The 13,940-nt window shown below is 42.5% G+C and carries 8 protein-coding genes; 6 read left to right on the top strand and 2 right to left on the bottom strand.

The window, feature by feature from the left end; translation table 11 throughout:
- Positions 1 to 29: 29 nt before the first annotated feature.
- Together B155_RS0110900 and B155_RS0110895 are read left to right on the top strand one after the other, a co-directional pair.
- Positions 30 to 2,447 carry a penicillin acylase family protein gene (locus B155_RS0110900; RefSeq protein WP_018128301.1) on the top strand — a complete coding sequence of 806 codons (2,418 nt, stop codon included), beginning with the start codon at positions 30 to 32 and terminating at the stop codon, positions 2,445 to 2,447.
- A 31-nt stretch (positions 2,448 to 2,478) separates the two neighbouring features.
- Complete coding sequence (locus B155_RS0110895) at positions 2,479 to 2,823, top strand: hypothetical protein (RefSeq protein WP_018128300.1); 345 nt, start codon at positions 2,479 to 2,481, stop codon at positions 2,821 to 2,823.
- A 41-nt stretch (positions 2,824 to 2,864) separates the two neighbouring features.
- Here the strand turns inward: B155_RS0110895 and B155_RS0110890 are convergent, their stop codons facing one another.
- Positions 2,865 to 3,377, bottom strand: coding sequence for an outer membrane beta-barrel protein (locus B155_RS0110890; RefSeq protein WP_018128299.1), 513 nt, complete (start codon positions 3,375 to 3,377; stop codon positions 2,865 to 2,867).
- 194 nt (positions 3,378 to 3,571) lie between these two features.
- Between B155_RS0110890 and B155_RS0110885 the strand changes: the two genes are divergently transcribed.
- From B155_RS0110885 to carB, 3 genes are all read left to right on the top strand, one after another.
- Positions 3,572 to 4,558, top strand: a complete 987-nt coding sequence (locus tag B155_RS0110885; RefSeq protein WP_018128298.1) for a zinc metalloprotease — start codon at positions 3,572 to 3,574, stop codon at positions 4,556 to 4,558.
- A 366-nt stretch (positions 4,559 to 4,924) separates the two neighbouring features.
- A complete protein-coding gene (carA, locus tag B155_RS0110880) occupies positions 4,925 to 6,031 on the top strand; it encodes a glutamine-hydrolyzing carbamoyl-phosphate synthase small subunit (RefSeq protein ID WP_018128297.1) in 1,107 nt (368 codons plus the stop codon).
- A 54-nt stretch (positions 6,032 to 6,085) separates the two neighbouring features.
- Positions 6,086 to 8,914, top strand: a complete 2,829-nt coding sequence (gene carB / locus B155_RS0110875; protein WP_018128296.1) for a carbamoyl-phosphate synthase large subunit — start codon at positions 6,086 to 6,088, stop codon at positions 8,912 to 8,914.
- A 4-nt stretch (positions 8,915 to 8,918) separates the two neighbouring features.
- On the opposite strand, the gene B155_RS0110870 is transcribed toward carB, so the two are convergent.
- A complete protein-coding gene (locus B155_RS0110870) occupies positions 8,919 to 10,073 on the bottom strand; it encodes a hypothetical protein (RefSeq protein WP_018128295.1) in 1,155 nt (384 codons plus the stop codon).
- Between the two features lie 226 nt (positions 10,074 to 10,299).
- Between B155_RS0110870 and recQ the strand changes: the two genes are divergently transcribed.
- Positions 10,300 to 12,474, top strand: a complete 2,175-nt coding sequence (gene recQ / locus B155_RS0110865) for a DNA helicase RecQ (RefSeq protein ID WP_018128294.1) — start codon at positions 10,300 to 10,302, stop codon at positions 12,472 to 12,474.
- The last annotated feature ends 1,466 nt before the right edge of the window (positions 12,475 to 13,940 follow it).

Below are 13,940 nucleotides of genomic sequence, written 5' to 3'. Positions count from 1 at the left end.
CTTTTTTAACACTTAACAGTTTTTATTTTATGAAGTTCTTAAAAGCCGGGATTTGTGCAATCCTCCTGATTGCAGTTGTTACTGCTCTCCATACAAAATTTGGATCCATCCCACCCTTAGGAAAGTTTTTTGACCCACAAGCCGGTTTTTGGGCAAATGCAGTTACAGCAGATAACCAAGATGATGAACTTCAGCTAGCAGGACTAAAAGACAAGGTTAGCATCTACTACGATGAGCGACAAGTGCCTCATATCTTCGCTCAAAATGATCATGACTTATATTATGCCCAGGGTTATGTAACCGCCAAAGACCGCCTGTTTCAAATGGAGATGCAAGCTTTTGATGCTGCAGGGCGATTAGCAGAAAAAGTAGGTAATCAGGCTCTAGAACGTGATCGATCTACCAGAAAGCTCGGTATGACTTATGGGGCCGATCAAGCCTATGAAGTGTTAAAAAAGGATGAAGTTTCATGGGCTGCCGTTCAAGCATATTCTAAAGGGGTGAATGCATACTTGGCAGAATTAAGTGCTGAGGACTACCCTATAGAGTACAAAGTGTTGGATTTCGCACCCGAAGCATGGATCGAAAAGAACACGGTGTATCTTCTAAAAAACATGACTCGCACTCTGGCGGGAGGGAATAATGACATTCGAACTAGTAATACCCTTCAATATTTTGGGGAAGACTTTATTGAAACCTTCTTTACTACTAAGCCCGATTTAAACGACCCTATTATTCCAGCTTCCAAGAAATGGGATTTTGAGCGAGTGCCAGTGAACCAACCTGATTCACTATATGTGCCATCAGATATAAGAGGAGTGGATGATTTCGAACGTCCTGAAGGAGTGGGTAGTAATAACTGGGCGGTCGCCGGTTCAAAAACAAAGTCGGGTTACCCTATACTCTCAAACGATCCACATTTATCTCTCACCTACCCATCTATTTGGTACGAAGTGCAATTACACTCACCAACGGTGAACGTACGTGGGGTTTCTTTACAAGGGGCACCAGGAGTGGTAATCGGGTTCAATGAAAAAGTAGCTTGGGGGGTTACCAATGTAGGCTCGGATGTAATGGATTGGTACGAAATCACTTTCAAAGATGAGACGATGAGTGAGTATTGGTATGACGGCGCTTGGCAGCCAACCTCACAACGAATCGAAGAAATTAAAGTGCGTGGTGAAGAAACCATTTTAGACACGTTGATTTATACGCATCATGGTCCTGTATGGGAGTTGAATTCCGCAACAGATGAAGAGAAGACTAAATACTTTGCACTGAGATGGATTGCACATGAAGGCTCTTCAGATATTCGAACGTTTTATGGCTTGAATAGAGCAAAAGATTATGATGACTATGTGGAAGCGTTAAGTCATTATGTGGCCCCGGCTCAAAACTTTGTATTTGCTAGTAGCGAGGGTGACATTGCTCTTTGGGTGAACGGGAAATTTCCAAATAAGTGGAAGCATCAAGGACGAACCGTTAGTGATGGGTCAGATCCGAGATATGATTGGCAAGGTTGGATTCCATTTGAGCATAACCCACATGTTAAAAATCCAGAGCGAGGCTTTGTGAGTTCAGCGAACCAGGAGTCAGCGGCTGAAGATTATCCCTATTACTTAGATGATGAATTCGCTCCCTTCGAAAGAGGTCGACGCATCAATGATAGACTTCGTGAAATGGAGGACATCACCATGCAAGATATGATGGAGTTGCAAATGGATAACTTCAGCTATCATGCCTCAACTATCCTTCCTGAATTGATTAACTGGGTAGATAGCAGTGAACTGAGTGAAGATGAACAGGAGTTTCTGCAACAGCTTAGTGAATGGAATTTTTTCAATAACGCAGATCTCATCGAGCCGTTTTTATTTAGACAGTGGTGGAGGCAGTTCTACAATGCTATTTTTAATGATGAGTATGGTTCTGTTGAGCTAGCTATGCGTAGACCCTCAAGAGATCGAGTGATTGAGTTGATAAAAGAAAATCCTGAAATGGCCTTTATTGATGACATTACCACCGATAAAAAGGAGTCTATTCAAGAGTTAGCAACGGCCTCATTTAAGAAAGCGATTACGAACATCTACTCTAGCTTAGGAGAAGAAGTAACAGATAGATGGAAGTGGGGATACCAAATGAATAATGATATTGAACACATCTCTTATATCCCTGGCTTTGGAGATCAAAATGTGATATCGGGAGGTTCGTCGGAGTCGGTGAATGCAACCAGAGATGGTTTTGGCCCATCGTGGAGAATGGTGATAGTATTAGGGCCCGAAGTTAGAGGGTATGGCGTGTATCCGGGTGGACCATCTGGGAATCCGGGCTCCCCATATTATGATAATATGCTAGAAGCTTGGAGAACAGGGAAGCATTTTGAGCTCATCTTGCATAAAGAAGCACCAACTGAATACAGTTATAGCGTGGAATTATCTCCCAAAAAGTAGAATCTGAGAACCTTTTTTTAGCAATCGTATTATGAAATTAATTACACTTTATATCTTACTCGCCTTTCTAGCTAACCTTGTACTGCCATGGTGGGTAATTACGGTAGCCGGTCTTTTTCTAGGGCTGTTTTACAAAGAACATGCAGGAAAAGCATTTGGAATGGGTTTTGCGGCCATGTTTCTGCTATGGGGAGCACAAGCTTTATATATTCACTTGGCGAATGACGGAATTTTGGCTGAGCGCATCGCTACGATGTTGAACGTAGGAAGTCCTTTATTGGTGGTATTGATTACGGGATTGATTGGGGGCTTAGTCGGAGGGCTGAGTGTGATGACCGGAAGTGTGATTGCTGCCACAAAAGATTCAGCTAAATAAAAAAAAGCCCCTGAAGTTAGGGGCTTTATCAAAAGGTTGGTTTAATTGGACAGGTTGAATCTTACACCTGCACCCAATACGAGTTGATCGGCATCGCCACCAAGGCCTGCAAACTTCAACTCACCAAATAGATTGCCGAAATCTAAAGCATACTCTAAACCGGCGCCTAGATTAAGGCCAACCTCAGAGTCGGTTTCAGAATCGTTATTTACTTCTACTTTACCACGTAGGATATTAATTCCAGCTAACCCGTAAGCGCTCAACTCATTCTCACGGTAAAAGAAATAATTACCATCAAAGTTGATGCCTGTAAACTGAGATTTGAAGTCGTTGCCTCCAAAGGTTTCACTTTCAGGGAAGAAAATGTTAATAGTAGCACCAATTCTAAACTCAGATGTGATGGTGTAGTACCCATTCAGGTTTACACCGAATTTTTCGACTTCATTGCCATAAACCAGACCTGCACCAGCGTGCATTTGATTTTCCTGCGCAACAGCATGAGTTGAAATCAGCAGGGCGAACAATAGAATGAGGGAAGAATATGCTTTTTTCATAATAGATAGAGTTGTTTGGGGTTTGTGAACACGATATAAAAAATTATGCTCTTTAAAGAATTCGATAAATATAATTAAAGGAAGTACTTGTTTCTAAATTGATTGTAAAAGGCGCTAAATAATACTAAAAATCCATTTTTTGAATTGGTTGCCATGTGCTACCTTCCTCAAAAACTAACATAAGGGAATAGGTAATGAAGAGAATATTGAACACGCTACTCGTGGTAATTTTAATGATTTCGTGTACTACAGGCGATAAGTCAGAAGTAAAATCGGATGTGGAACCGGTTAAGTGGCAAGAAGTGCTTACAAGCAAAGTAGATAGCATCAACAGCGATATAGTACCGGGGAAACTAACCATGGATGTAGGAATTTATTTCCCGTCAAACTTTGATGATGCATTCAACAAAGTAACCATGGATAACATGATTGAAAGCTTTGTAGCAGCTAAAGAAATATTTAAGCCTACGGATGTTCAGATTAATCTGCTCTGGATTAAGCAGGGTGAGATCGACCCCAAATTTCTAGCAATTCAAGCCAATAAGGTGCCGGGTATTCCAACCACGGGTTATGCAAATATGTATGAGCACAGTTACCGGAACCCTGCAGAATTAACCGAGCAAACTAAGCAGGCTTTTGAGCATATCGTGGAAGAAACTGAAGACAGTGATAGAACCATTTACTTAGTGGCTCTTCAAGATGTATTCTATCCATTTCTAACCGTGGCCGAAGGGCGAAATTGGATGATGCAAACAGTGCGAACTGGCGGACTTTCCTTCCCATCGTATTCCTATCCGGGCACCATCCCAAAACCATATAGAGGTGTGATCACTATTAGTAATTTGGCGCGCCCAGACAGATTCAGAAGAACAGTCGCTCATGAAATTGGGCACAAAGTGATGAATGTAAGCCATGAGTATAGAGAAACGAGTCCGCAGCACGAGGTATATGCCGATGGTGGACTCATGTTATATGGAAATGGCGAAGAAATTCCATCCGGGGAAGAAGGGCGTTGGCATCTAGAACGCCTTAAGATATCGCCGTATTTATATGAACTGGGCGAGAATGGCAGTAAGAAGTGGAATGCCGACTACAAAGAAAACGGTCATTATTACGATCCTATCTATGGTGATTATGTGATACACTTTGAAGGAGTGTCCCCTATAGATGAAGATTGGTAAAAAGCAGAATAAAAAGCGGAACTGCGTTGAATAGAAATCGCTGGTTCCTTATCTTCGTGGAACTTTGAACAAAGCTCGAACAGAATAAAAGTGTCAGCAATCTATAGCTTTGATAAATCGGCAGCGCACACCTTAATAAAATGGATGTGCAATTGATGCCATTTCTGTTTACTCATATCAGTTTTAAATCCGACACGGTTTCCGTAGTCGGATTTTTTTTGAGTTTTTATCTAAGCCTTACCTTCTTTTTCACTACCACTTTTTTACTTCTTGTCCGTCGCTTTTCCACGATCAAAACTTGGAAGGGGTGGACTCCGCTCTGTTCAACGTCATTAACCTCGCACCAGCAAAAATCAAAAAACGTTTATGTCACTTTATCCTAGAAAAAAAGCAATTCTCGCACTTAGTGATGGCACCGTGGTTCACGGATGGGCCGTAGGTCATGAAGGTATCACTGGCGGTGAACTTTGTTTTAACACTTCCATGACAGGCTATCAGGAAATCTTTACAGACCCAAGTTACCACGGTCAGTTAATGATGATGACCTATCCTCATATTGGGAACTATGGTACAATGGCAAGAGATGATGAAGCCAGAAAGGTGATGGTTGCAGGTATCATCACTAGAGCTTTTTCTTGGGAGTTTAGTAACCCAATGGCCGATCGCAGCCTTCAAGAATACCTTGAGGATAATGAAGTAGTGGGTATCTCTGGGGTAGATACAAGAAAACTAGTACGTCATATTCGTGAGAAGGGTGTGATGAACGCCGTGATTTCATCTACTGAACTAGATGAAGACAAATTAGTGCAGATGGCAAAAGACTGGGAAGATATGGCTGGTCTTGAGCTTGCTTCAAAAGTATGTAGAGAAGAAGCCCAAACAGTTCATGGCGAAGGTGGACTCAAAGTGGCTGCTTTCGACTATGGGATTAAGCAAAACATCATCAACAACCTGCGAGACAGAGGATGTACGCTTCGAGTATTCCCGGCTAAAACGAGCTTAGAAGAAGTGAAAGAATGGAATGCCGATGGCTACTTCTTTAGCAATGGCCCGGGCGATCCAAATGCTACCGCCGAGTATGCACTCGAGATTGTTGAGTATGCGAAGTCTACTGGAAAGCCGATGTTTGGAATTTGCTTAGGGCATCAATTAATGGCGCTAAGTGAAGGCATCGAAGTTGGAAAGATGTTTGTAGGCCACCGAGGAGCAAACCATCCTGTTAAAAACTTAGATACTGGACTCGTTGAAATTTCTACTCAAAATCATGGTTTCGGAGTAGTAGAAGGTAGCGTTGATGAGAAGGTAGCTCAAGTAACTCACATCAATTTAAATGATGGCACCATTGAAGGGCTGAAATTCAAGAACTTCCCAGGCTTCTCAGTGCAGTATCACCCTGAGGCTTCACCGGGACCACACGATTCAGCCTACTTGTTTGATCAGTTTATTGACCTGATTAAAAAGCACAAGGCCTAAGCGCTCCAATAACCAAAGAAACCAAGAAATTTAACTTTTTTAAAAAGTACTGAAATGCCTAGACGTAACGACATTAACAAAATTCTCATCATCGGTTCTGGTCCTATTGTAATTGGTCAAGCGTGCGAGTTTGATTACTCAGGAACTCAAGCTTGTAAATCACTGCAAGAGGAAGGGTACGAAATCGTGCTTATCAACTCTAACCCTGCAACAATTATGACGGATCCCATCATGGCAGATTCGATCTACATGTTGCCGATGACCACCGATTCTATCAAAGAGATTGTAGCTAAAGAGAAGCCAGATGCGGTACTACCAACTATGGGTGGCCAAACAGGGCTAAACTTAGCGCGAGATCTCGAAAAAGAAGGGTTCTGGGAAGCCAATGGAATTCAGATTATCGGAGTGGATATTGACGCGGTTGAGCTTACCGAAGACCGCCAGTTATTCCGTGATAAGATGGAAGAAATTGGTATTGAGCAGTGTAAAAGTAGACAAGCTGAGTCGCTGTTAGATGCGAAAGAGATTAAAGAAGAGCTTGGTGGTTTGCCGATTGTAATCCGTCCATCATTCACCATGGGGGGTGCCGGAGGTGGTATCGTATGGAATGAAGACGAATTCGACCAAAAGGTACTCCGTGGGTTAGAGATGAGTCCAGTACACTCGGTGTTGATTGAAGAATGTATCTTCGGTTGGAAAGAATATGAATTGGAGCTTCTTCGTGATGCCAACGATAACGTCGTGATTATTTGCTCTATCGAGAACATGGATCCTATGGGTGTTCACACGGGTGATTCGGTAACCGTTGCGCCTACGCAAACACTCACCGACAAGCAGCTACAGATTTTACGAGATGCGGCCATCAAGATGATGCGCTCTATCGGTACCTTTGCAGGTGGATGTAATGTTCAGTTTGCCATGGAGCCGGGAAGCGATCGATTTGTGGCGATTGAGATTAACCCTCGTGTAAGTCGTTCTTCGGCGTTAGCTTCAAAAGCAACGGGATACCCTATTGCAAAAGTGGCTACCAAACTCGCAGTTGGGTATACCCTTGATGAATTAAAGAATCAGATTACAGGTACCACATCGGCATGTTTCGAGCCAAGTATCGATTATGTGGTATGTAAAGTGCCTCGTTTCAACTTCGATAAGTTTGTTGGTGCCGACGAAGAGCTTTCAACACAGATGAAGGCGGTAGGTGAGGTGATGAGCATCGGGCGTAACTTCCCAGAGGCACTCAACAAAGCATGGCAGTCGATGGAAGTAGGCCGTGATGGTTTAGGAGCAGACGGCTACGAAGAGCTAGATCGTAAGCATGTGAGCGAGCGATTGAAGAAACCCTATTGGGATCGCTCGCTTCAAATCCGAAATGCCTTCAAATTAGGAGCATCGGTAGAAGAAATAGCGGATATCACCAAAGTAGATCCTTGGTTCCTACAGCAAATCAGATACATGGTATCGCTTGAGAATAGAACGGAAGGACAATCACTCATAACTATCGAAAAAGACGATTTATATGAGTTGAAACAAGCCGGCTTCTCGGATACTCAAATTGCTTGGTTATTGAGTAAGAGTAACGGAGTAGTAACAGAAGATGAAGTACGCGAGAAGCGTAAGAGTTTAGGGCTGAAGCCTGTATTCAAGTTGGTAGATACTTGTGCGGCTGAGTTCCCAGCACAAACACCATACTACTACTCATCTTATGAAGGGGAAAACGAGAGTGAAGTAACCGATCGAAAGAAAGTAGTGATACTTGGAAGTGGTCCGAACCGAATTGGACAAGGAATTGAATTCGATTACAGCTGTGTACACGCTGTGCTTGCTACCAAAGAGATGGGTTATGAAGCCATCATGATTAACTGTAACCCAGAGACGGTATCCACCGACTTCGATGTTGCCGACAAGCTCTACTTTGAGCCTGTGTACTGGGAACGAGTGTTGGATATCATCGAGCATGAAAAGCCTGAAGGTGTGATTATTCAGGTGGGTGGTCAAACGGCGCTTAAATTAGGGAAGCGATTCCTTAAAGAAGGCATCAAGATTTTTGGAACCGACTTCGAAATGATTGACTTCGCCGAAGATCGTGGACAGTTCTCTGACCTACTGATCAAGCTTGATATCCCTTTCCCAGAGTACGGAACGGCCTTCAACGAAGAAGAAGCGCTTAAGATCGCCGACAGAATTGGATACCCAGTGCTGATTCGCCCAAGTTATGTATTAGGTGGACAAGGCATGCGAATTGCCGTGAAAGAGGAAGAGCTAAAGCGTTATGTGGGTCGTATCCTGAAAACGCATCCTGAAAACGCCTTCCTTATTGATAAGTACTTAGAGCATGCCGTTGAAGTGGATGTTGATTCGGTATACGATGGCGAGCAACTTCACATTGCAGGGATGATGCAGCACATAGAGCCAGCGGGGGTACACTCAGGCGATTCAACCGCAGTACTGCCTCCATATTCACTGAGTGATGAAGTGATTGCTAAAATCGAAGAGTACCAAGAGAAGATTGCAGCGGCCATGGAAATTCAAGGATTCTTGAACGTGCAGTATGCCGTGAAAGATGAGAAAGTATACGTGCTTGAAGCGAATCCACGAACTACCCGTACGGTGCCGTTCTTAGCCAAAGCAACACAACGCCCCGAGGCAGCCATTGGGGTGAAGGTGATGTTAGGTGCTAAGCTCTCTGAGTTCGACCTAGAATCGAAACTGGATTGTTGGGCGATTAAAGAGCCGGTATTCCCATTCGATAAATTCCCTGGGGTGAAAAAAGAGCTCGGACCAGAAATGAAGTCGACAGGCGAAAGTATCTACTTCGCAAAAGACTTCAACGATGAGCACTTCAAAAAGCCATTCGAGTTCAAGAGCCTGTACCTAAGTAAGTAATCCCTTAGGTACTTCGTTTGTTCTCTTGAACCGCCCTTCGAATGTTCACCACTTTGTTGAGCATATCGAACCAAAAAGGAGCTCCTAGGCTGATTGCCAATGCGGTAATGAACCAGCCTAGGAGTTGCTTTATATAGCCCATAAACCCTGACGGTTTATCCGTATTATCCCAGCCTAAGCCAAGGATAGAGGTCGCTTCGGCAAGCTGCGTCTCTACCAAGTATCGAGTTTGGGTACTCAGCGAATCAATGGTATTCAATGTGGGGTATTGAGCTCTCAAGATACTATCCACTTTCGCAGAATCGGGCGAAGCCAACAACTCTTTTCGTTTGTTCTGCAAAAACAAATTCACCTCTGCCGTATTCGCAAACTCCATCATTGCAGAATCACTTTTAGCCACCACCTTTCCATCTACGGTGTGATAGTCTTCTATAAACTGCTCGGCTTGTTGAACAATTAAAGCTCGTGCTTCAGGATCGTTCGCTAAGTTTTCAACTACGTTGAAGGTATTCACATTGAAAATAATCGCCACTACAAAGCCCAAAGCAATGAGTATGAACCGCAGTTTGCGCTTATACCACTCACTGGCGTAACTCATCATATCTTCGTACCAGTCTTCCAATTCCGATACCAAATGAGTGTACCAGCTCAATGATTCTTTGCGGATGAGCTCATAGTTGATGCGCGCTTCCTCTACCCTAGATTTCAAGAAAGTGATTTCGTTTATGGAAGATTGCTCTTTTTCCAGCGTGTTTAAATAAGCAATGATATCATCATAGTTAATATCCTCGAGAGGTATTTCCGACTTTGCTTCAATGTCGCTGATGCACATATCCAATAAGATCTGCGCGAAGTCTTTGGGCGATATTGATGAGGGTAGTATTTCTTTGTCTGGTCGGGGCTTCTTTTTGTTATCCGGAAGGGGATTCTTCAAACGCCTCAATAGGGAACGCTTGCTATAGGCTTTGATGCGTGGGTGACTATAGAAATTCTCGCGTAATGGTTGGGTGATCATCACATCTATCACAAATTGAAGTTCCTTTCCCCGAATCTGAAATAGACTAGAAATGATTTCATTAAGGATGGTCACAAAAAGGCTGAAGAGCAGATATACGAACAAAAGTCCGATTACAATATCTAGGGCATCGATACCAAGCATAGTTAATTACCAATTATGGATGAATTATTGCGTTGATTGATAAATCTAGCACTGCCTGTAAGCCCTTCCAAGGGATAATCTTATACGATTACAGAGTATAGATAAACTCTATTCGTTTTAAAAATGAAATTAGTTCAGCCAACAAGATATTAACCTTCACTTATTAGTGCTGAGATGGATATCTTTAAACAAAATAGAATTTGAGCAAAAGCACACAAGACCATTAATGATAGATCAGGCTAGGCAAGTACTTAAAGACACCTTTGGGTACGATAATTTTAGACTTCAACAAGAGCAGGCGATTACCCAAATCTTAGACCGAAAAGATGCATTGGTAATTATGCCAACGGGTGGGGGTAAATCTATTGTGTACCAGATACCCGCACTTTTATTTGATGGGTTGACGGTTGTGATCTCGCCTCTGATTTCTTTGATGAAGGATCAAGTAGAGCAGCTTAGAGAGTATGGAATTGATGCTGTATATCTGAACAGCTCGTTAAGCCATGATGTGTACGACTTCAACGTGCGGAAAGTGAAGTCGGGCAAAGTGAAATTACTATATGTAGCACCCGAGACCTTGATGATGGATAAGACTCGGGAAATGTTGAATAACTTAACAGTAGATTGTCTCACCATTGATGAGGCGCACTGTATTTCTGAATGGGGGCATGATTTCAGGCCAGAGTACCGCCAGATTGCTAAGCTTCGTGAAGACTTCCCGGAAGCAGTATGTGTGGCACTAACGGCAACGGCTACTCCACGTGTTCAACAGGATATAAAGAGCATCCTGAAGTTTGATGATTCTGAAGAGTTTATTTCGAGTTTCGATCGTGAAAATCTGTTCTTAAAAGTTGTGGATAAAAAAGATCCACTGAACCAGTTGTTGGATTACCTATTTACTAGAAAGAAGCAGTCGGGTATTATTTACTGTTTCTCTCGGCGCCAAGTGGATGAACTTGCCGAAGCATTAGAGGATGAAGGCTATTCCGTGAAGCCCTACCACGCCGGTTTAAGTGATGGTATGCGTGCGGGGAATCAACGCGCCTTCATTAAAGACGATGTATCCATTATTGTGGCAACCATCGCCTTTGGTATGGGTATCAACAAGCCGAACGTACGGTTTGTGATTCATTATGATATGCCGCAGAACATAGAATCGTACTACCAGCAAATTGGTAGAGCAGGCCGTGATGGATTGCGTTCCGATTGTTTGTTGTTGTACGGCTCATCCGATACGCAGAAAATCCGATACTTCATCAACAAGAAGCAGGGTCAGGAAAAAGAAGTGGCTGAAAAGCACTTAAAAGACCTAGTGAAGTATTTAGAGACTACCGATTGTAGACGTAAGCCATTGATGAGTTACTTCGGGGAAAACTACCCTAAAGAGGAATGTGGCATGTGCGACAATTGCCTATCGGTAGATGATGAAGTGGAAGATTTGACTATTCAAGCACAGCAGTTCTTAAGCACAATTATCCGAAGTGGAGAGAAATTCGGTGCAGGTCATATTGCGGATATTTTACGTGGTTCGAAGGCGAAGAAAGTGATGGAAAACAGTCATGATGAGCTTTCAACTTACGGCATTGGTATCGATTGGTCGAAAGATCAATGGATGCAAATCTCGAAGCTGTTAATTCGCCAAGAATATATCAGTAAGGGCGAACACGGTAACTTAAAGCTCGAGAAGTCGGCGCTGGCTGTATTAGATGGTTCCGAAAATGTATTTGGAACACTCGACCGTTCTAAGACTTCGTTGGAAGGCGAGGCCGTTGTGCGTACCTCATCTGAAATTGAAAATGAACATGATGCCGCCCTTTTCGATCTGTTGAGATTGAAGCGAAAAGAATTGGCCGACGAACAGGATATCCCGCCGTACAGTATCTTCCCAGATACGACTTTAATTGAGATGGCTTATTTCTTCCCTCAAAGCAAAGAAAGTCTCGATCCATTATATGGGGTGGGGAATGTGAAGAAGGAAAAGTACGGCGATGCTTTTATTGGCGTGGTGAAGAAGTACGCGGCAGAGCACAAAGTGGAAGAGCGAAAGAAATCGCTCGAGAAAAAGGTAGTAGCCACTAAGAAGATTGGTGAGAAGTATGAAGTGATTGGCGAGGCTTTTAACGCCGGACAAAGCATTGAACTTCTTGCGGAAGAGCATGGCGTGAAAGACATGACCATCCTAAAACACCTGAAAGATTTCTTAGATGCTGGCAACGAACTTCGTTTAGAAGGTTTGTTGAATGCCTCAAGTTTATCGCTACGCCAACGCGATCAAGTGTTGAAAGCCTTCAAGAAGAAAGGTCCTTTAATGCTACGCCCGGTTTACGATGAGCTGAATAAAACCATTGGCTATGACGAGCTGAAGATCATTCAGCTCTACTATATGGCCTCCGAGAAATAATAGGCTTCATAGAATTATAGAAAAAAGGCTACTGTTTTACGCGGTAGCCTTTTTTGTTGTAGGTAGTTAGTAAAAGTAAACTTACAATCGGTATTTAAGAGAAAACTTAAGTATAAACTGAATCTATATTTTCGAAAACTAGGTTTATTTGATACTCAAGTAATTAAGAATGGGAGTTTGTACTATCCCATTATAATTACATTTCTATTTCTATTTCTGTTGCTAAATCAAGCCCGTCAGCAACGATATCAAAAATATCACTATTACTAGTGGAACTAATAACAATAATACCAGAATTGTTTTTAGTGGCTCCTTCTAGCATAGTTCTACTAACACCAGCGAACCAAACAATAGGATCAAAAGTTACTTCTGCAATAACATTCATATTCGTATCGAAAGTAATCATGCCTTCTCGCTCTACTTCGAACGATTCTCCAGAGTTGAATTCAAACAGAATTGGGTGAGATTGGTTGTTTCCATCAACAAAAGTTCCTTCAATTACAACAGACGGATTGTTGGTGTCATCGAGTAATTCTAGCTCAACTCTACTTTCAACGAATGTGCNAACTGGTAAAACAAGTGAACTTAAGTCAGGAGTGGTGCCACCTGTTGCAAAATCAATATTCACAGTTTGCTCAATATTAACTTCTACTGAGTCGCCTTCATCGCTTTCAACTTCGAATTGAATTTGTGTGAGTGTAATGGTGCCACTAGTGAAAGTTAGAGTGTTTACAAGGTTATTATTTTTTGCTTTTGAAAGAGTAGAGGCTGAGGTGTTAGTATTAAAGTTTATGTCCAAAGTAGGTGATTCGCCACTATCGCTTGAGCACGCTGTGCTAATCAATAAAGCCCCTAAGAGCAGAATTGAAATAATAGGTTTTGTTGTTATTTTGGTAAGCATAATAAGAGCCTATTCTATTGTAGATTATTAATTTAACGTAGCTTAGATATTACTTTCCAGTAATTTGCTAAAACTTTTAAAGGATGTCCTAAATTTTAATTTAGATATTAACTATAAGAATAGAGAAATGTTTCTTCTTGTTGTTACAGTAATATCGGAGTAAGATTTAAACGGTTTTTTCTTAACGTCAGTGAAGCAGAACTTACTCTCGTTCCCAACGTCCACGTTGGGAATGCATTCAAGAAGCTCCAGCTTCTCTTTCTTTTCCCCTATTGTGTGGACAAAAGGGGAGTTACACCACCCCGACAGCTGTCGGAATCGGCGCATGTTCTGCTTCTCTGACGCTATGCAAAATGAAGGCGATTCCTGCTCAATTCTAACGCTGGAGATGATGGGGGCAAATAAAGTATTTCAGGGCATTAACACTTTTCTGTTACCGAGGAACCAGTCAACCAATTAAGACGTCATCCTGAACAGCAGAACGAAGTGATGCGTGATTCAGGATCTTAAGTTGGCTATGAATGTGCAAAAGGGTTGTTGCACGAAGCGTTGATAAAAGCCTAAG

This window comes from Balneola vulgaris DSM 17893, assembly GCF_000375465.1.
Classification (GTDB): domain Bacteria; phylum Bacteroidota; class Rhodothermia; order Balneolales; family Balneolaceae; genus Balneola; species Balneola vulgaris.
The sequence above is the reverse complement of the archived record's forward strand: the minus strand, read 5'-3'. Positions and strand labels throughout refer to the sequence as shown.

What these genes read in the sequence shown, in the direction of transcription:
- B155_RS0110890 (WP_018128299.1), bottom strand. Translation starts at nt 3,377, where the DNA reads ATGAAAAAAGCATATTCTTCCCTCATTCTATTGTTCGCCCTGCTGATT.
- carB (WP_018128296.1), top strand. Translation starts at nt 6,086, where the DNA reads ATGCCTAGACGTAACGACATTAACAAAATTCTCATCATCGGTTCTGGT.
- recQ (WP_018128294.1), top strand. Translation starts at nt 10,300, where the DNA reads ATGATAGATCAGGCTAGGCAAGTACTTAAAGACACCTTTGGGTACGAT.
- B155_RS0110895 (WP_018128300.1), top strand. Translation starts at nt 2,479, where the DNA reads ATGAAATTAATTACACTTTATATCTTACTCGCCTTTCTAGCTAACCTT.
- carA (WP_018128297.1), top strand. Translation starts at nt 4,925, where the DNA reads ATGTCACTTTATCCTAGAAAAAAAGCAATTCTCGCACTTAGTGATGGC.
- B155_RS0110885 (WP_018128298.1), top strand. Translation starts at nt 3,572, where the DNA reads ATGAAGAGAATATTGAACACGCTACTCGTGGTAATTTTAATGATTTCG.
- B155_RS0110900 (WP_018128301.1), top strand. Translation starts at nt 30, where the DNA reads ATGAAGTTCTTAAAAGCCGGGATTTGTGCAATCCTCCTGATTGCAGTT.
- B155_RS0110870 (WP_018128295.1), bottom strand. Translation starts at nt 10,073, where the DNA reads ATGCTTGGTATCGATGCCCTAGATATTGTAATCGGACTTTTGTTCGTA.